We start from the raw sequence: 19,040 nt of genomic DNA on the forward strand, positions 1-19,040 counted from the left end.
TGCGGGCAGCGCCTTATCTATCCTATGGTTTAATATTTCATGATCATTCATTTTTAATGATAAGCGAGCAGGCTTAGCCTGAGGGCCTTCCCTTTCAGGAGCCCGGCCATGCCGTTTTTCACCGCTGTCCCAGCGCAGGCCCTCAGACCCTTCAGGCAGCTCGACCGCCCCCTGGAGGTCATCCGCCAGTTCACCCCCAACTGGTTCGCCGTGACCATGGGCACTGGCGTGTTGGCCCTCGCTCTGGCCGCCTTTCCCTGGCAGCTTCCTGGGTTGCACGCCCTCGCCGAGGGGCTCTGGCTGCTCGCTGTGTTGCTGTTCGGCCTGTTCACCGGGCTCTATGCCGCTCGATGGCTGCTGTTCTTCGACGAGGCCCGCGAGATCTTCGCCCACGCCACCGTCTCGATGTCTATCGGTACCATCCCCATGGGCCTGGCCACGCTGATCAACGGCCTGCTGCTGTTCGGCCTGCCGCGCTGGGGCGCGGCGGTGCTGCCCCTGGCACTCGGCCTCTGGTGGCTGGATGTGGCCATGGCACTGGCTTGCGGGGTGCTGATCCCCTATCTGATGTTTACTCGCCAGGCGCATCGCATCGACCAGATGACCGCCGTCTGGCTGTTGCCGGTGGTAGCCTCGGAGGTGGCGGCGGCCAGTGGTGGCCTGCTGGTGCCGCATCTGGCGGCCGGCGAGCAATTCACCGTACTCGTCGCCAGCTATGTGCTCTGGGCCTATTCGGTGCCGGTCGCCCTCAGCCTGCTGGTGATCCTGCTGCTGCGCCTGGCGCTGCACAGGCTGCCGCCGGCCAGTATGGCGGCGTCGAGCTGGCTGGCGCTGGGTCCGATCGCCACCGGTGCCCTGGGTCTCCTGGTACTGGGCAGCGCGGCGCCCGCGGTGTTCGCCGCCCATGGCCTGGCCGGCATTGGCGAGATCGCCCGGGGCCTGGGCCTGCTGGGCGCGCTGCTGCTCTGGGGCCTGGGACTCTGGTGGCTGGCGCTGGCGGTGCTGGTGACCCAGCGTCAGGCCCGCGAGGGCATGCCCTTCAACCTGGGCTGGTGGGGCTTCACCTTTCCCCTGGGCGTCTATGCCCTGACCACCCTGCGCCTGGGAGAGGCCCTGGCGGCACCCTTCTTCACCGGCCTGGGCGCCGCGCTGGTGGTGTTGCTGGCCCTGCTGTGGCTGCTGGTCGCCAGCCGGACACTGGCCGGAGCCTACCGGGGCGGTCTGTTCGTCTCGCCCTGCATCGCCCACCTGTGCAGGAAGGTGCGTTAGAGCTTTTTCAAAGGCTCGCGAGCTAGAGACAAACAAGGCCTAGGCGGCCCCGCGAAAATAGCTGAGGAAGCGGATCGGACTCGCGCTCGAGTTTACAAAGAGTAAATGAGCATTCCGACGGGGCTGGCCTTCCAGGCCATTTTTAACGCCGTTTGGCCGACGCGCAGCAGACTTTGAACAGGCTCTTAGTCCTGGGGGCGCTGCAGGCCGTGTTGATGCAGCCAGCGATAGAGTGTGTTGCGACTCACCCCCAGGCGCTTGGCGGCACGGGTCATCTGCCAGTGGCAGTCGTCCAGCACCGCGCGCAGCTCCTCCCGGGCGCTGTCGACCGGCACCGCGCTGGACGGCAGGGGCAGCCGGGCGCCACGACACTCCGCCGGTAGCTCGTCCAGGCCGATATGGCCGTCTTCGCTCAGGGCCACCAGGGTGCGTAGCACGGTGCGCAACTGGCGGACGTTGCCGGGCCAGGGCTGGGCCAGCAGGCAGGCGCGCGCCGCCGGGTCGAGGCGGATCGACTCGCCACGCGCCTCTTCGGCCAGCAGCTGATCGAGCAATTCGCCACGGTCACTGCGTTCGCGCAGCGCCGGCAGGGTCACCACCAGGCCGCGCAGGCGATAGTAGAGGTCTTCGCGAAAGCTGCCGGCGGCCACCAGGGCTTCCAGATCGCGGTGACTGGCGCTGACCAGGCGCAGGTCCAGGGCCCGGGGCGCGCCGCCGCCGAGGGGGACCACCTGGCGCTCTTCCAGCACCCTGAGCAAGCGGGTCTGCAGCGCCAGCGGCATGTCGCCGATCTCGTCGAGAAAGAGGATGCCGCCATCGGCCTGCTGCAACTTGCCGGCCATGCCCTCCTTGCGCGCCCCGGTGAAACTGCCGCCGCGATAGCCGAACAGCTCGCTTTCGATCAGCGTCTCCGGGATGGCCGCGCAATTGAGAGCGACGAAAGCCTGGCCGGCGCGACTGCTGGCGCGGTGCAGGGCGCTGGCGAAGGCTTCCTTGCCGGTGCCGGTCTCGCCGTGCAGCAGCACCGGCACGTCGCGCTCCAGGACCCTGAGCGCCCGGCTGAAATCCCGCGCCAGGGCCGGATCGGCCAGGCAGATGCCGCTGGGCAGGGGCGCCTTGGGCACCGCCACCGAGGTGACCGGCCGTACCTGGGGACCGCGCACCAGGCCGTGGAAGCCCTGGCCCTGGCGGCCACGCAGCGCCCAGCAGGCGCTGGGTTGTGGACGGGCGCGCTCCAGCAGGTCGTCCTGCCGCAACTCGAACAGGCTCTCCATCCGCTGCCCCAGCACCGCGCTACGTGCCAGGCCCAGCAGCATCAGGGCGGTCTCGTTGGCGGCCTGGACGCGACCCTCGTCGTCGAAGGCCAGCAGTCCCTCGCTGAGCAGACCGACATAGGCCGCCTGGGCATGGAAGCGCAGCAGGTAGCCGTCGGCGTAGCGGTCGAGGAAGTAGCAACTCTCGATCAGCTTGGCCGAAAGATTGACCAGTGCCATGGTATGGAACTGGCCCTGGCGCGAGGCTTCCTGGCGGGCGGTGGAGACGTCCAGCACCGCCAGCAGCTCGCCGGCCGGATCGAAGACCGGACTGGCCGAGCAGGTCAGCTGGGTATGGCGACTGCGAAAGTGTTCGTCGCGGTGGATGGTCAGCGCCTGGCGCTCCACCACGCAGGTGCCGATGCCGTTGGTGCCCTCGCAGGCCTCGCTCCAGTCGGCGCCCAGCCACAGCCCGGCCTGCTGGAAGGTCTCGCGCTCGGCCTCGGCGGTGACGCAATCGAGGATCAACCCGCGGGCATCGGTGAGCAGCACGGCATGGCCGGCGCCGCCCAGTTGCTGGTGCAGAGCATTCATCTGCCCGCGGGCGATCTGCAGGACCCGTTGCTGGCGCTGGCGATGCTCGTCGAAGCGGGCGCGCTCCAGCACCCAGGGCGCTACCGGAGCGGCCGGGTCGAGCTGGTGTTCGTCGAGACAGCGCCGCCAGGAGCGGGCGATGGCCGGATCGCTGGCCGGGCCGTCAAGGACGGCGCCGCGAGCGAGTTCGAGCACCTGGCTGGCATGACGATCGGACGGGGTGGCGGCCATTGTTGTTGTCCTCCGCGGGGGCGTCTGCGCGGTCCCCAGCATAGGCCAAATCGGGCGGACTGGGCACTCTGTCACCCCCAGGTGACAGGCTGTCACGCCAAGGGGTGACACCTCTGTCACAGTGACAGGGAGCGGCTTTCCCCGAGACAGGCCGCAAGGCCGCAACCATGCGGGTTCGCCCGACTTGGCCCGCACCTTGCTCAGGATCGGTGCGCCGCTTCATACAAGAACAAACAGGAGACCCACCATGCGCTACGCAGCTCCCGGCACCCAAGACGCCCTGCTGACCCTGCAGGCCCGCTACGGCAACTACATCGGCGGCGAATTCGTCGCCCCGGTGAAAGGCCAGTACTTCACCAACACCTCCCCGGTGAACGGCTCGGTGATCGGTGAATTCCCCTGCTCCGACGCCGCCGACATCGAGCGCGCCCTGGACGCCGCCCATGCCGCCGCCGATGCCTGGGGCCGCACCTCGGTGCAGGAGCGCTCGCTGATCCTGCTCAAGATCGCCGACCGCATCGAACAGAATCTGGAAAAACTGGCCGTCGCCGAAACCTGGGACAACGGCAAGGCGGTGCGCGAGACGCTCAACGCCGACGTGCCCCTGGCCGCCGACCACTTCCGCTACTTCGCCGGCTGCATCCGCGCCCAGGAAGGCAGCGCCGCCGAGATCAACGACAAGACCGCCAGCTACCATTTCCACGAGCCGCTGGGCGTGGTCGGCCAGATCATCCCCTGGAACTTCCCGCTGCTGATGGCCGCCTGGAAGCTGGCCCCGGCGCTGGCCGCCGGCAACTGCGTGGTACTCAAGCCCGCCGAGCAGACCCCGCTGTCCATCACCCTGTTCGTTGAGCTGGTCGGCGACCTGCTGCCGCCCGGCGTGCTCAACGTGGTGCAGGGCTACGGCAAGGAGGCCGGCGAGGCCCTGGCCACCAGCACCCGCATCGCCAAGATCGCCTTTACCGGCTCCACCCCGGTGGGTTCGCACATCCTCTCCTGCGCGGCCAAGAACATCATCCCGAGCACCGTGGAGCTGGGCGGCAAGTCGCCCAACATCTACTTCGAAGACATCATGCAGGCCGAGCCGAGCTTCATCGAAAAGGCTGCCGAAGGTCTCGTCCTGGGCTTCTTCAACCAGGGCGAGGTCTGCACCTGCCCCTCGCGCGCCCTGGTGCAGGAATCCATCTACGCCCCCTTCATGGAAGCGGTGATGAAGAAGATCGCCCAGATCAAGCGTGGCGATCCGCTGGACACCGACACCATGGTCGGCGCCCAAGCCTCCCAGCAGCAATTCGAGAAGATCGTCTCCTACCTGGAGATCGCCCGTCAGGAAGGCGCCGAATTCCTCACCGGCGGCAACGTCGAGAAGCTGCAGGGTGACCTGGCCAGCGGCTATTACATCCAGCCGACCCTGCTCAAGGGTCACAACAAGATGCGCGTCTTCCAGGAAGAGATCTTCGGCCCGGTGATCGGCGTGACCACCTTCAAGGACGAAGCCGAGGCCCTGGCCATCGCCAACGACACCGAGTTCGGCCTCGGCGCCGGCGTCTGGACCCGCGACATCAACCGCGCCTACCGCATGGGCCGCGGCATCAAGGCCGGTCGCGTCTGGACCAACTGCTACCACCTCTACCCCGCCCATGCCGCCTTCGGTGGCTACAAGAAATCCGGCGTCGGCCGGGAAACCCACAAGATGATGCTCGACCACTACCAGCAGACCAAGAATCTGCTGGTCAGCTACGACATCAATCCGCTGGGCTTCTTCTAGGAGCGACCGGCAGACCCCGGGGTACGGCCGCCACTGACTGTGCCCCGGGGCCAACGCCGCTCCGCGAAGACGACGCCTGGATCGCGCGCCTCAGCAGGACGTCGGGGCGCGCCTCCCGCCTGACCTGGATCAACACCCCCTCCCCGTGGGTGGCCGACGCTAGACGCAACGGCCGCCCGTGGTGGACAGGTGCGTCCCGGCGCAGGCCCCGTCTGGCTTCATCCACGCATCATGCCTCCATGAGGGACTCGTCATGCCCAAAACAATGAAAGCCGCTGTCGTCACCGCCTTTGGCAAACCCCTGGAATTCCGCGAAGTCGAGGTGCCGACCCCGGGTGCCGGCCAGGTACTGGTCAAGATCGCCGCCAGCGGCGTCTGCCACACCGACCTGCACGCCGCCCAGGGCGATTGGCCGGTCAAGCCCAATCCGCCCTTCATCCCCGGCCACGAAGGCGTCGGCCATGTGGTGGCAGTAGGCGCCGGGGTCACCCACGTCAAGGAAGGCGACCGGGTCGGGGTGCCCTGGCTGTATTCCACCTGCGGCCACTGCGAACACTGCCTGGGCGGCTGGGAGACCCTCTGCGAATCCCAGCAGAACACCGGCTACTCGGTGAACGGCGGCTTCGCCGAATACACCCTGGCCGATGCCGGCTACGTCGGCCGCCTGCCGGACAACGTCGGCTTCGTCGAGGTCGCGCCCATCCTCTGCGCCGGGGTCACCGTCTACAAGGGCCTGAAGATGACCGATACCAAGCCGGGCAACTGGGTGGTGATTTCCGGCATCGGCGGGCTTGGCCACATGGCGGTGCAGTACGCCCGGGCCATGGGCCTCAACGTGGCGGCGGTAGACGTGGATGACCGGAAACTCGACCTCGCCCGCCGGCTGGGCGCCGAGGTCACGGTCAACGCCCGCGAGCAGGATCCGGCGGCCTACCTCAAGAAGGAGATCGGCGGCGCCCACGGCGCCCTGGTCACGGCGGTCTCGCCCAAGGCCTTCGAACAGGCCATCGGCATGACCCGCCGCGGCGGCACCATCGCCCTCAATGGCCTGCCGCCGGGCGATTTCCCGCTGTCGATCTTCGACATGGTGCTCAACGGCACCACGGTGCGCGGCTCCATCGTCGGCACCCGCCTGGACCTGCAGGAGGCGCTGGACTTTGCCGGCGAGGGCAAGGTCAAGGCCACGGTGAGCGCCGAACCGCTGGAGAACATCAATGACATCTTCGCCCGCATGCACGGCGGCGGCATCGAGGGTCGGGTGGTGATCGACATGGCGCTGAGCTGAGACCTGGCTCGCCACTCCCGCGCCCATCCGGGCGCGGGACTGAACCTTTGCCCTACCCTGACCTCTGAGCGGCTGGCGTTTTTTCCCGGCGCCGATCTCGACCAGGCCACAAAACCCGGTCCCGGCTGCCTTTATAATCGCCGCCGGACCCTCGCAACCACGGTAGGCACGCCCCATGGAATTCAACCCGATCGATCTGATCCTGCACCTCGACGTCTATCTCAGCGGGTTGGTCGCCCAGTACGGCACCTGGATCTACGCCATTCTCTTCGCCGTGATCTTCTGCGAGACGGGCCTGGTGGTCATGCCCTTCCTGCCCGGCGACTCCCTGCTGTTCATCGCCGGCGCGCTCTCCGCCCTCGGCGACATGGACCCCTATCTGCTGGCCGGACTGCTGATGTTCGCCGCGGTGGCGGGCGACAGCACCAACTACCTGATCGGCCGCTTCGCCGGCGACAAGCTGTTCAGCAACCCCCATTCCAAGGTGTTCCGCCGCGACTATCTGCTGCGCACCCAGGCCTTCTACGAGCACCATGGCGGCAAGACCATCACCCTGGCGCGCTTCCTGCCCATCATCCGCACCTTCGCCCCCTTCGTCGCCGGCGTCGGCCGCATGCACTATCCCTACTTCCTGGCGTACAGCGTGCTCGGCTCGCTGCTCTGGGTCGGCGGTCTGGTGAGCCTGGGCTACTTCTTCGGCAACGTGCCCTTCATCAAGCAGAATCTCACCCTGATGGTGCTGGCCATCATCGGCATCTCCCTGCTGCCGATGATCCTCGGTCTGATCAAGAGCCGACGCGCCGCGGTCCAGAGCGGAGTCTGAGTCCTTGGGTTTCTGGCGCGCCTGGCGCGAGCGGCGCCTGCTTGCGTGGGTCGCCATCGCCGACGAGCTCTGGGCGCGCCTGCGTCAGCGCCTGCCGATCCTCGATGGCCTGACCGTCGCGGAAGACGCCTGGCTGCGCGAGCACTGCGTGCTGTTTCTCGCCGAGAAGCGCCTTACCCTGCTCCAGGGCCTGGAACTGGACGACGGCGACCGCCTCTTGCTGGCCGCCCAAGCCCTGCTGCCGCTGCTGCACCTGCCGGAAGCGGCGCTCTACCCCAACCTCCGCGAGATCGTCGTCTACCCGGACGCCTTCGTCAGTCCCCAGCGCCATCGCGACGAGGGCGGCCTGGAGCACGAATGGGACGAGGAGCGCGACGGCGAAGCCTGGGATCGCGGCCAGGTGGTGCTGGCCTGGCCCGGCATCCAGGCCAGTGGCGGCTGGGAGGCCTACAACCTGGTCATCCATGAATTCGCCCACCTGATCGACCTGCTCGCCGGCGGCCTGTGCAACGGTCAGCCACCACTGCACCCAGGCATGCCCCAGGCGGCCTGGACCGGCGCCCTGCAGCACGCCTATGACGAACTCAATCGCCAGCTCGACGCCGATCCGGACGCCGAGACCGCACTCGACCCCTATGCGGCGGAAAGCCCCGAGGAATTCTTCGCCGTCGCCTGCGAGTACTTCTTCAGCGCGCCCGACCTGCTCGGCGAACACTATCCGGCGGTCTATGCCCAGCTGCAGCAGCTGTTCCGCCAGGATCCGCGCCAGCGTCTCGCCGTCAGCCTGGCGAGCGTGCAACAGCCGACACCCCCGGGGTCCGAGGCTCGAACCCCGATCTGAAAGCGCCTATACTCCCGGCCACTTTTCCCAACCGACCAGAGGGACCCGTTCATGAGCTACAGCAAGATTCCCGCCGGCAAAGACCTGCCGAACGACATCTACGTCGCCATCGAGATTCCGGCCAACCACGCGCCGATCAAGTACGAGATCGACAAGGACAGCGACGCCCTCTTCGTCGACCGTTTCATGGCCACACCCATGTTCTACCCGGCCAACTACGGCTACATCCCCAACACCCTGGCCGACGATGGCGATCCCCTGGACGTGCTGGTCGTGACCCCCTACCCGGTCGCTCCCGGCGCCGTGATCCGCGCCCGTCCGGTCGGCGTGCTGCACATGACCGACGAAGCCGGCGGTGACGCCAAGCTGATCGCCGTCCCCCACGACAAGCTGAGCGTCCTGTACAAGGACGTGAAGGAATACACCGACCTGCCGGCCCTGCTGCTGGAGCAGATCAAGCACTTCTTCGAGAACTACAAGGATCTGGAGAAGGGCAAGTGGGTCAAGGTCGAAGGCTGGGGCGACGCCGACGCCGCCCGCGCCGAGATCACCAAGGCCGTGGCCGCCTACAAGGGCTGATCCACGCCGCTGTCGCAAAGCCCGGTTCGCCGGGCTTTTCTGTTTCCGGACGTCACAGCGGCCACGCCGGGCTTCCTATCCGGCGGCAAAGCGACTACCCTGCACCCCTCGTCGCCATCCGCGACCCTGCGCCGATCCGCCATCTGCCGATCGCCGCCGGAGGCCCCAGGCCTCTTTCTCATCTGCCCGGCAAGGGCAACCCGGGCGGGCCGGGCTCACCAAAAATCAGCTCAACCCGCCCTCGAAAGCCGGCCACAAGCCGGCTTTTTTGCATCTGCGATTCGAGCGGACCGACGACCGGCGCCGAGGTCTGGTGTTCGCCAGGCGGCAAGCCAGAGCCCTTCGTTGCCAGCGCCGCGACCGGCTCCTCCCGTCACGCCTGGTCGCAAGAAACTCAGGCGGGGCGCCCAGGGTCGACCGGGGACGAAGTTTGTCCCGAGCCACCGTCATGTCCCGTCGTCTGCGCCTGCCTCTTTATATTCTCATCGGCCTGGTCGTCCTGCTGCTGTGCCTGCACCTGGCCGCGCCCCTGCTGATCCGTCACTACCTCAACGACAAGCTGGCGGACATGGGCGACTACCGCGGCCAGGTAACCGACGTGGACCTGGCCTGGTGGCGCGGCGCCTATCGCATCGAGGGGCTGGAGATCGTCAAGGTCAACGGCAAGGTGCCGGTGCCCTTCCTCAAGGCACCCGGCATCGACATCGCAGTGAGCTGGCGTTCGCTGTGGCAGGAGCATGCCATCGTCGGACGCATCCTCTTTGATCGCCCCGAACTCAACTTCGTCGACGGCGGCGCACGCAAGGAGCAGTCGCAGACCGGTGAAGGCACCGATTGGCAGGACCAGGTGGACAAGCTGATCTCCATCACCCTCGACGAGGTGCGGGTGGTCAATGGACGGGTGACCTTCCGCAACTTCAACTCCAGGCCCCAGGTGAATCTGGCGGCCACCGACGTCAATGCTAGCCTCTACAACCTGACCAACGCCGCCGATGCCCAGGGCGAACGCATCGCCCACTTCGAAGGCAAGGCCGCCGTGCTCGGCAGCGCGCCGCTGGAAGCCAGTGCCCGCTTCGATCCCTTCAAGGACTTCACCGACTTCCACTTCCGTCTGCGCGTGACCGACATCGACCTGCCCAAGCTCAACGACTTCGCCCGTGCCTATGGCAAGTTCGATTTCCGCGCCGGCAGCGGTGACGTGGTGGTCGAAGCCAAGGCGGTGGATGGCCGGCTCAGCGGCTACGTCAAACCCCTGATGAAGAACGTCGATATCTTCGACTGGCAGCAGGACGTCGAGAATCGCAACAAGAACGCCCTGGAAAGCGCCTGGGAAGCCGTGGTCGGCACTGCCCAGACGCTGCTGAAGAACCAGCCCCGCGACCAGTTCGCCACCCGGGTGGATCTCTCCGGCAGCGTGAAGGATCAGGACATCAGCCCGCTGCAGGCCTTCTTCAATATCCTGCGCAACGCCTTCGTACAGGCGTTCAGTGCCCGCTATGACGCGGATTGAGGTCCGGCGTCTTGTGCCCGCTTCGTAGCGTGGAAAACCGCGCAGCGTTTTCCACTGATAGGCCCCAGTGCCAATCGCGGCCATGGGCCGCTCCTACAGGCTCAGGTGTGACCGTAGGTACGAGGTAGGAGCGGCCCATGGCCACGATTTGGCGATACTCCAATCTCCGGAATTGACCACATTTGCGGACCGCCATGGCCGCGATCCCTCTGACTCGGTCTATCCAATGAACAACCGGTACGCCGGATTCTCGGTCTCGTCCCAATAGCGATAGCCGATGGCATCCAGGGTAGCCAACAGCTCCGGCCGCTCGGCCTGGCTAGCCTCCAGCGCCGCGAACACCCGCCCATCCGCCGCGCCGTGGTTGCGGTAGTGGAACATGCTGATGTTCCAGCGCCCGCCCAGGCGGTCGAGGAAATCGAACAGCGCTCGGGGCCGCTCGGGGAATTCAAAGCGGAACACCTGCTCCTGGCCGACCCGCGGCGCATGGCCGCCCACGGTGTGGCGGATATGCAGCTTGGCCAGTTCGTTGTCGGTCAGGTCCAGCACCGGGAAGCCCTGGTCGCGCAGGCCCTGGATCAGGGCGTCACGCGGATCGCGCTGGGGATGGGTCTGGACGCCGACGAAGATATGGGCCTCTTCGCCTGTGTGGTAGCGGTAGTTGAATTCGGTGATCTGCCGCCGGCCCAGGGCCTCGCAGAAGGCGCGGAAGCTGCCCGGCCGCTCGGGGATGGTCACGGCGATGATGGCTTCGCGCTGCTCGCCCAGCTCCGCGCGCTCGGCTACGTGCCGCAGCCGGTCGAAGTTGATATTGGCACCCGAATCGATGGCCACCAGCACCTGGCCGCCGGAGCCTTCCCGCTCGGCGTATTTCTTGATCCCGGCCACGCCTAGGGCGCCGGCCGGTTCGGTGATGGAGCGGGTGTCGTCGTAGATGTCCTTGATCGCTGCGCAAATCTCGTCGGAGCTGACGGTGATCACCTCGTCGACATGGCGCCGGCAGATCTCGAAGGTGTGATGGCCGATCTGGGCCACGGCCACGCCGTCGGCGAACAGCCCGACTCGCGGCAGCACCACGCGCTCATCGGCGGCCATGGCCTGCTGCAGGCAGTTGGAATCGTCCGGNTCGACNCCGATGANCNTGATCTCGGGCCGCAGGTANTTCACNTAGGCNGCGANNCCGGCGATCAGNCCNCCGCCNCCNACCGGGACGAAGATGGNNTCCANNCGNCCCGGATGCTGGCGCAGGATCTCCATGGCCACGGTACCCTGGCCGGCGATGACGTCGGGATCGTCATAGGGCGGTACGAAGGTATAGCCCTGCTCCTCGACCAGGCGCAGAGCCTCGGCTAGGGCATCGGGAAAGGCGTCGCCATGCAGCACCACCTCGCCACCGCGGGATTGCACGCCGATGACCTTGAGCTCGGGGGTGGTCCGCGGCATGACGATGATCGCCCGCACGCCCAGTTCGCGGGCCGCCAGGGACAGGCCCTGGGCGTGGTTGCCGGCGCTGGCGGTGATGACGCCACGGGCCTTTTCGCTGGCCGAAAGGCTGGCCAGCTTGGTGTAGGCACCACGGATCTTGAAGGAGAACACCGGCTGCAGGTCTTCGCGCTTGAGCAGCACCTGGCAACCCAGCCGCTCGGACAGCGCCCGTGCCGGTTGCAGGGGCGTTTCGATCGCCACGTCGTAGACGGGGGCTTCGAGGATCTTGCGGGCATAGCGCTGCAAGAGATCGGTGGCGGGTTCCTGGGCGGTCATGGCGGGCTCCTGGGGTGTTTCATCGGGGCCCAGGAGTCAGAAAGTACAAACCCGCCTCTTGGGCGGGTCTGGTTGCGCAGCTAACGCTGTCCCGCCATCAGGTAATGGCGGTAATAATGCTGGGGCGTTGGTGGCTGCGCGTTTTCATGACCGCTACCCTAGGGCCTGGCCGGGCATGGCGTCAAGCGGCGCCGATGGCTGTGGCACAATGGCCGACCCATTGCCCCCTTCCCGCGACCCGATCGCCTCTGTCGAGAATCCCGATGGCCCGCAAGAAAGCTCCCGACTTCGAACAATCCCTGGCCGAGTTGCAGACCCTGGTGGAACGCCTGGAAAGTGGCGAGCTGTCCCTGGAGGACTCCCTCGGCGCCTTCGAACAGGGCATCCGCCTGACCCGCGAATGCCAGGGCGCCCTGGCCCAGGCCGAGCAGAAGGTGCAGATCCTGCTGGAAAAGGACGGCGAACTCAGCGCCGCGCCCTTCGCCCCGGTTGGGGACGACGCATGATCGAGGCCTACCAGCAACGCTGCCAGACCCGCGTCGACACCGCCCTCGCCCCGCTCTTCACCGCCCCGCGCGCCGAACTCGCCCGGCTCTATGCGGCCATGGCCTACAGCGTCATGGGCGGCGGCAAGCGGGTGCGGCCGCTGCTGGTCTATGCCGCCTGCGAAGCCCTGGGCGGCGATCCGGCGCGCGCCGACCAGGCCGCCTGCGCGGTGGAGCTGATCCACGCCTATTCCCTGGTCCACGACGACCTGCCGGCCATGGACGACGACGACCTGCGCCGCGGCCGGCCCACCACCCACAAGGCCTATGACGAGGCCTGCGCCATCCTCGCCGGCGACGGCCTGCAGACCCTGGCCTTCGAGACCCTGCTGGCGGCGCCCCAGGACGCCGCGGTGCGGCTGGAGATGGTCGCGGTGCTGGCGCGCGCCAGCGGCCCGGCGGGCATGGTCGGCGGCCAGGCCATCGACCTGGAATCGGTCGGCCGGCGCATCGACCAGCCGGCGCTGGAAACCATGCACCTGCACAAGACCGGCGCCCTGATCGCCGCCAGCGTGCAACTCGGCGCCCTGGCCAGCGAAGCCGCCGGTGCCGGCGAGCGTGAGGCCCTGGGCCGCTATGCCGAGGCCATCGGCCTGGCCTTCCAGGTCTGGGACGACGTGCTCGACATCGAAAGCGATACCCAGACCCTGGGCAAACGCCAGGGCGCCGATCTCGCCCGCGACAAACCGACCTACCCGGCGCTGCTCGGCCTGGACGCGGCCAAGGCCTATGCCCTGGAGCTGCGCGACACTGCCCTGGCCGCCATCGAGGCCCTGGGCGAGCCCGCCGAACCCCTGCGCGCCCTGGCCCGCTACATCGTCGCCAGGCGCAGCTAGCCGCTTCCCGGCGGAAAAACTCGTGACCCGGGCCGCATTTGCCCCCGGGTCCGTTGTCACAGGGGCATAACAAGACGCCCTGTCCGCTGTTGGGATGCCACGCGGGCATCGGGTAAACTGCCTAATTCTCTGCGCAAAGTGATCAGCCAGATGCCCAAGACGTTTCACGAGATTCCCCGCCAGCGTCCCGCGACGCCCCTGCTCGACCGCATCGACTCGCCGGTCCAGCTGCGCCAGCTCGGTGACGCCGAGCTGGAAGCCGTCGCCGACGAACTGCGCGCCTTTCTCCTGTGGACCGTGGGCCAGACCGGCGGTCACTTCGGCGCCGGCCTCGGCGTCATCGAACTGACCGTGGCCCTGCACTATGTCTTCAACACCCCGGAAGACCGGCTGGTGTGGGACGTCGGCCACCAGGCCTATCCGCACAAGATCCTCACCGGTCGCCGCGAAGGCATGGCCAGCCTGCGCCAGAAGGACGGCCTGGCCGCCTTCCCGCGCCGCAGCGAGAGCGAGTACGACACCTTTGGCGTCGGTCACTCCAGCACCTCCATCGGCGCCGCCCTGGGCATGGCCATCGCCGCCCAGCTGCAAGGCATCGAGCGCAAGTCGGTGGCGGTGATCGGCGACGGCGCCCTGACCGCGGGCATGGCCTTCGAGGCCCTCAACCACGCCTCGGATACCGGCGCCAACATGCTGGTGGTGCTCAACGACAACGACATGTCCATCTCGCGCAATGTCGGTGGCCTGTCCAACTACCTGGCGCGACTGCTCTCCAGCCGCACCTACCAGCACCTGCGCGAGAACGGCAAGAAGGCCCTCTCCAAGCTGCCCGGTGCCTGGGAAATCGCCCGCCGCACCGAAGAAGCCGCCAAGGGCATGCTGGTACCCGGCACCCTGTTCGAGGAACTGGGCTGGAACTACATCGGCCCCATCGACGGTCATGACCTGCCGACCCTGGTCACCACCCTGCGCAATCTGCGCGACGCCAAGGGCCCGCAGTTCCTCCATGTCATCACCCGCAAGGGCAAGGGCCTGTCCATCGCCGAGGCAGACCCCATCGGCTACCACGCCATCACCAAGCTGGAGCCGCTGGACGCCAAGCCCAAGCGCCCGGGCGCGCCCAAGTACTCCAACATCTTTGGCGACTGGCTGTGCGACATGGCCGCCGCCGATGCCAAGCTGGTGGGCATCACCCCGGCGATGAAGGAAGGCTCCGACCTGATCCGCTTCGCCGAACGCTATCCCGAGCGCTACTTCGACGTGGCCATCGCCGAGCAGCACGCGGTGACCCTGGCCGCGGGCCTCGCCTGCGACGGCATGAAGCCGGTGGTGGCCATCTACTCCACCTTCCTGCAGCGTGGCTACGATCAGCTGATCCACGACGTGGCGGTGCAGCATCTGGACGTGCTCTTCGCCATCGACCGCGCCGGCCTGGTCGGCGAAGACGGTCCGACCCATGCCGGCAGCTTCGACCTGTCGTACCTGCGCTGCATCCCCGGCATGGTCATCATGGCGCCCAGTGACGAGAACGAGCTACGGCGACTGCTCACCACCGGCTATCGCCATCAGGGTCCCGCCGCGGTGCGCTACCCGCGCGGCAGCGGTCCCAATGCCGCCCTCGATCCGGGCCTGGAACCCCTGCCCATCGGCAAGGGCGTGGTGCGTCGCCAGAGCAGCCTGAAAAACGGCCCCAAGGTCGGCTTCCTGGTGTTTGGCGTGCAACTGGCCGAGGCCCTGCAGGTCGCTGAGCGCCTGGACGCCAGCGTGGCCGACATGAGATTCGTCAAGCCGCTGGACGAAGCCCTGATCCGCCAGTTCGCCGCCGACCACGACCTGCTGGTCACCGTCGAGGAAAACAGCGTCATGGGCGGTGCCGGCAGTGCGGTCAACGAATTCCTGCAGGCCAATGCCCTGGTCCAGCCGGTGCTCAACCTGGGCCTGCCGGACAGCTACATCGAACACGCCAAGCCGGCCGACATGCTGGCCGAGTGCGGTCTGGACGTCGCCGGGATCGAGCGCGCGGTACGCGAGCGCCTGGCACGGCTGGAAGCCGCCCAGGCCGATACCTCGCCACGCCTGGCCCGCGGTGCCTCCGCCTAAAGGGCCGCGCACCGCTGATCTGAAGGCACCGACACCTCGTCCAGCCGCTCTAGTGCGCGGCTGGAGCCCCCACCATGCTGGCTGCTGACTGCAATCAGCGTGGCGACAAGGATGGGTGTTATGAGTGACATGGATCTGAGCGGCCCCGAGCGCCGCTGGCTGCCCTGGCTGGGGCGCAATGGAAAGATTGCCCGTGGCTGGGCCTGCCTGCGCAACGGAGGTCGACAGGCACGCCTGGAAAAGACCTTTGCCGGCCTGGCCGGCACCCGTCGTGATCTGCTGCTGACCTGGACCCAGAGACACTGGCAGCAACTGGAACGGATCGCCGGGGCGGTGGAGACCAGCTGGCCCGCGCTGGATCCCCAAATCCTGGACGACGCCCTGCTGCACCTGGGCGCGGCCTCCGAACTCTTCGTGGTGGATACCCAGGGCCTGGTCCTCGCCTCCACCGCACGTCAGCGCCAGGGGCAGCGGCACGACGCCGCGGCCCTCGCCCGCGGTCTGCAGGCGCCCTTTCTGCAAGGCCCCTATCGCGATCCGGTCACCCTCGCCCTGGGCCCGACCACCTCGGCCTTCCACGACGCCGTCACCCTGCTGTTCCACCAGCCGCTGCGCCAAGCCGGCAAGCCGCTGGGCTGTCTCTGTCTGCGCCTGCCCAACGATGTCCTCAGCGATCTCATCCAGCGCGAGGCCGGGCATGTCTTTCCGGATTCCGGCGACAACTACCTGTTCATGGTCAAGGCGGTCGCCGACCCCAGCATAGCGCCCGGCACCGCGCTGTCGCGCTCGCGCTTCGAAGACGCCACCTTCACCGCCGGCGATAACCTCAAGCAAGGGGTCGCCACCCCCTTCGGGACGGTACGGATCCGCGAGCACACCGAGTTCGAGCTGAAATTCACCGCCCCGGCGACCAAGGAATTGCACCCTGGGGTGCGCGAGACCATTCGCAAGGGGCGCAATCTGTTCGTCGCCTATCCAGGCTATTCCGATTACCGCCACGTCCCGGTGATCGGCGCCGGCCTCACCCTGCAATTGCCCGGTTCGCCGGATACCTGGGGCCTGCTCTGCGAAGCGGATCTGGAAGAAGCCTATCGTGGCGGCAGCCTGACCCAGCACCTGCTGCTCGGCGCCCTGCTGCTGGGCGCGGGCGCCTGGGGCCTGCAAGCCGCCCTGAGTCTCTGGCAACCGGCCTGGCAAGGGGCCTTCGCCCTGGGCAGCGCCGCCCTGGCGCTGGTCCTGTACGCCGGCTTGGTGGTCAGGCCCTGTACCCGCCGTCTGCAACGCCTGGGCGACTTCTTCCTCGACATCGCCGAATGCGGCGCCAGTCTCGACCAGCGCCTGGATCGCCAGGGCTTTCGCGCCGACGAGACCGGCGAGCTGGCGGTCTGGATCAACAGCTTCGTCGATCGCCTCGACACCTCGCTGCAGACCGTCAAGCAGGTCACCCGCGCCCTCAGCGCCGATGCCGCCAGTCTGCAGCGCGGGGCCCAGCACGCCAGCCAGGAAGCCGAACAGCAATGGCAGGCGGCCGAGGCCAACACCCAGGCCATGCAGACGATGCTGCAGGGCAGCCAGGAGATGGCCGCCCATGTGCGCGACAGCAGTGGCCTCTCGACTCGGGCACGCAACGGCAGCGACCACGGCAATCTTCTGGTCGGCCAGGTGGCCCGCGATCTGGAAATCCTCGATGGCACCATCGGCACCTCGGCCGGCACCATCAGCGCGCTCAACGAGCAGACCCACGCGGTGCGCCATGTCACCGACACCATCCGCGGCATCGCCGAACAGACCAACCTGCTGGCGCTCAACGCCGCCATCGAAGCGGCCCGCGCCGGCGATCAGGGACGCGGCTTCGCCGTGGTCGCCGACGAGGTGCGGCGCCTGGCCAATCATTCGGCGGATTCCACCCGCGAGATCGCCAGCATCCTCGACCAGATCCGCCTGCTGTCGGAACAGGCGGTGGCCGCCATGCAGCGCTGCAAGGCGGACGCCCAGACCTCGCGCAGTCGTTCGGACCAGGCCCAGGAGGCCTTGGGCGCCATCGATCGCGATGTCGGCGCGCTGCAGGAGCACCTGACCCACATCGGCCACACCCTGGAGGCCCTGGATACCAGCGGCAACCAGCTGCAGCTACGCAGCCAGGCGGCCCAGGACCAGGCACGGCGCAGCGCCGAGCTGGCCCAGACCACCCTGGGCGCCAGTCGCAACGTGGATCAACAGGTACTGGAATTGCAGGAAGCCGCGCAGCGCCTGGAACCGGCGCGCGCAGCCGGCTGATCAGGAGGCCGGATCGGCGGTCTCTTCGTTCTGATGCAGATTGCCGAGCATGTGGCCGAGCTTGCCGGCCTTGGTCAGCAGATAGCGGCGGTTGTGCGGATTGAGGCCTTCCTGCAGCGGCACCCGCTCAGCGACCGGGATGCCCAGGACCTCGAGCGCCTTCACCTTGCGCGGATTGTTGGTCATCAGCCGCAGCGAGGTGATGCCGAGGTGTTCGAGCATCGGCTTGCACAGCGCATAGGTACGCTGGTCGGCGCCGAAACCCAGGCGCTCGTTGGCTTCCACGGTATCGGCGCCGGCATCCTGCAACTCATAGGCGCGGATCTTGTTGAGCAGGCCGATGCCGCGTCCTTCCTGGCGCAGATAGAGCAGCACGCCACGCCCGGCTTCGGCGATGGCGCGCAGCGCCGCTTCCAGCTGGAAGCCACAGTCGCATCTCAGGCTGAACAGCGCGTCGCCGGTCAGGCACTCGGAATGCAGCCGTCCCAGGACCGGCTCGCCATCGGCCACGTCACCGAAGGTCAGGGCGACGTGCTCCTTGCCATCGGTTTCGTCGAGGAAACCGTGCATGGTGAACAGGCCAAAGGGGGTGGGCAGTTGGGAGGCGGCAACAAAGACGACGGACACCTGCGGGCTCCTGGCGGGGAAAGACGTACATTGTAACCTTTTCCCCGGCTCCGGCGTCATCGCCAGGGGTTATGACGTCGATACCCGATGATCTATCAGCGTGCCTGGACGTAGAAGATGCCCTGAGCCTCGCGCCAGCCCACGCGGTTGAGGAAACTCATGCCCAGCAGGCCTTGGCTGGGATAGTTGCCTTCCAGGACCATGGCGTCCACCCCGACCACCTCGACATCGCCCAGGCGCACCTGCTTGAGCGTGGTGCGCCAGGCGCGGGCATGGCCGCTGGCGGTCTCCACCCAGCCCGGGGTGCCGTCGCGATAGCTGATGCCCAGCTGATCGGCCTGGGCGCCACTCAGGGCGACGCTGGTGGCACCGGTGTCCACCAGCAGCGACACCGGACGGCCATTGACGTTGGCGGTGACCTGGTAATGGCCGTTGTTGCTGCGCGGCACGCTGAATTCGCGGCGCTGCGGGGCGCTGTAGCCATCGCTATATTCGCGGTCGAGGGTAAAGGCCTGGGTCCGGCCGTCGATGCGCAGCACCGCCTGCTGGGGATCCGCGCTGACCACCTCGACGTCGTCCAGGCGCTGGCCGACCCGCAGCAACTTGCGCTGGCCATTGACGTTGACCACCGCCGCGCCATTGAACAACCCCACGACCCTGACCTGGGGTTGCGCCCAGGCGAGCGAACCGACGGCCAACAGGAGGCCGTACGCGCCCAGTCTTTTCACTGCCCTGCTCCTT

Annotated in this window: 15 protein-coding genes; 11 read left to right on the plus strand and 4 right to left on the minus strand. The window is 67.5% G+C overall.

Features of this window, described 5'->3' with window-relative positions; translation table 11 throughout:
* Positions 1-108 precede the first annotated feature (108 nt).
* Entirely contained in the window at positions 109-1,269 is a 1,161-nt protein-coding gene (locus PSEK12I1_RS0106965) for a TDT family transporter (protein WP_027601097.1), read from the plus strand.
* A gap of 185 nt (positions 1,270-1,454) precedes the next feature.
* Here PSEK12I1_RS0106965 and PSEK12I1_RS0106970 read toward each other — a convergent pair whose 3' ends face one another.
* Entirely contained in the window at positions 1,455-3,347 is a 1,893-nt protein-coding gene (locus PSEK12I1_RS0106970; protein WP_027601098.1) for a sigma-54-dependent Fis family transcriptional regulator, read from the minus strand.
* 247 nt (positions 3,348-3,594) lie between these two features.
* Here PSEK12I1_RS0106970 and PSEK12I1_RS0106975 point away from each other — a divergent pair, with 247 nt between their 5' ends.
* The 6 genes from PSEK12I1_RS0106975 (at position 3,595) to PSEK12I1_RS0107000 (ending at position 10,153) form a co-directional block, all read left to right on the plus strand.
* Positions 3,595-5,115, plus strand: coding sequence for an aldehyde dehydrogenase family protein (locus PSEK12I1_RS0106975; protein WP_027601099.1), 1,521 nt, complete (start codon positions 3,595-3,597; stop codon positions 5,113-5,115).
* Between the two features lie 253 nt (positions 5,116-5,368).
* Complete coding sequence (adhP, locus tag PSEK12I1_RS0106980; RefSeq protein WP_027601100.1) at positions 5,369-6,400, plus strand: alcohol dehydrogenase AdhP; 1,032 nt, start codon at positions 5,369-5,371, stop codon at positions 6,398-6,400.
* Positions 6,401-6,575: 175 nt separating this feature from the next.
* A complete protein-coding gene (locus PSEK12I1_RS0106985; RefSeq protein ID WP_007161196.1) occupies positions 6,576-7,223 on the plus strand; it encodes a DedA family protein in 648 nt (215 codons plus the stop codon).
* A 4-nt stretch (positions 7,224-7,227) separates the two neighbouring features.
* A complete protein-coding gene (locus PSEK12I1_RS0106990; protein WP_027601101.1) occupies positions 7,228-8,064 on the plus strand; it encodes a zinc-dependent peptidase in 837 nt (278 codons plus the stop codon).
* A 51-nt stretch (positions 8,065-8,115) separates the two neighbouring features.
* Positions 8,116-8,643: an inorganic diphosphatase gene (ppa, locus tag PSEK12I1_RS0106995; RefSeq protein ID WP_007161198.1), complete on the plus strand. Its 528-nt coding sequence runs from the start codon at positions 8,116-8,118 to the stop codon at positions 8,641-8,643.
* Positions 8,644-9,091: 448 nt separating this feature from the next.
* A complete protein-coding gene (locus PSEK12I1_RS0107000; RefSeq protein WP_027601102.1) occupies positions 9,092-10,153 on the plus strand; it encodes a DUF748 domain-containing protein in 1,062 nt (353 codons plus the stop codon).
* Positions 10,154-10,372: 219 nt separating this feature from the next.
* Here PSEK12I1_RS0107000 and ilvA read toward each other — a convergent pair whose 3' ends face one another.
* Complete coding sequence (gene ilvA, locus PSEK12I1_RS0107005; RefSeq protein ID WP_027601103.1) at positions 10,373-11,914, minus strand: threonine ammonia-lyase, biosynthetic; 1,542 nt, start codon at positions 11,912-11,914, stop codon at positions 10,373-10,375.
* Between the two features lie 263 nt (positions 11,915-12,177).
* Here ilvA and PSEK12I1_RS0107010 point away from each other — a divergent pair, with 263 nt between their 5' ends.
* The 4 genes from PSEK12I1_RS0107010 (at position 12,178) to PSEK12I1_RS25265 (ending at position 17,672) form a co-directional block, all read left to right on the plus strand.
* On the plus strand, positions 12,178-12,420 hold the full coding sequence (locus PSEK12I1_RS0107010) for an exodeoxyribonuclease VII small subunit (RefSeq protein ID WP_007161201.1): 243 nt from the start codon (positions 12,178-12,180) through the stop codon (positions 12,418-12,420).
* Positions 12,417-13,295 (plus strand): polyprenyl synthetase family protein, encoded by an 879-nt coding sequence (locus tag PSEK12I1_RS0107015; RefSeq protein ID WP_027601104.1) that lies wholly within the window; start codon positions 12,417-12,419, stop codon positions 13,293-13,295. Before PSEK12I1_RS0107010 ends, PSEK12I1_RS0107015 begins: the two co-directional genes overlap by 4 nt.
* 150 nt (positions 13,296-13,445) lie before the next feature.
* Positions 13,446-15,395, plus strand: coding sequence for a 1-deoxy-D-xylulose-5-phosphate synthase (gene dxs, locus PSEK12I1_RS0107020; protein WP_027601105.1), 1,950 nt, complete (start codon positions 13,446-13,448; stop codon positions 15,393-15,395).
* Positions 15,396-16,973: 1,578 nt separating this feature from the next.
* A complete protein-coding gene (locus PSEK12I1_RS25265) occupies positions 16,974-17,672 on the plus strand; it encodes a methyl-accepting chemotaxis protein (RefSeq protein ID WP_371099689.1) in 699 nt (232 codons plus the stop codon).
* On the opposite strand, the gene ribA is transcribed toward PSEK12I1_RS25265, so the two are convergent.
* Together ribA and PSEK12I1_RS0107035 are read right to left on the minus strand one after the other, a co-directional pair.
* Positions 17,673-18,299: a GTP cyclohydrolase II gene (gene ribA / locus PSEK12I1_RS0107030; RefSeq protein WP_027601106.1), complete on the minus strand. Its 627-nt coding sequence runs from the start codon at positions 18,297-18,299 to the stop codon at positions 17,673-17,675.
* Positions 18,300-18,394: 95 nt separating this feature from the next.
* The gene (locus PSEK12I1_RS0107035; RefSeq protein WP_027599166.1) at positions 18,395-19,027 is read right to left on the minus strand and encodes a TIGR02281 family clan AA aspartic protease; all 633 of its coding nucleotides are present in this window, start codon (positions 19,025-19,027) and stop codon (positions 18,395-18,397) included.
* Positions 19,028-19,040: the final 13 nt, after the last annotated feature.

Origin of the sequence: Pseudomonas sp. MOIL14HWK12:I1, from assembly GCF_000510705.1 — a bacterium.
Taxonomy (GTDB): domain Bacteria; phylum Pseudomonadota; class Gammaproteobacteria; order Pseudomonadales; family Pseudomonadaceae; genus Chryseomonas; species Chryseomonas oryzihabitans.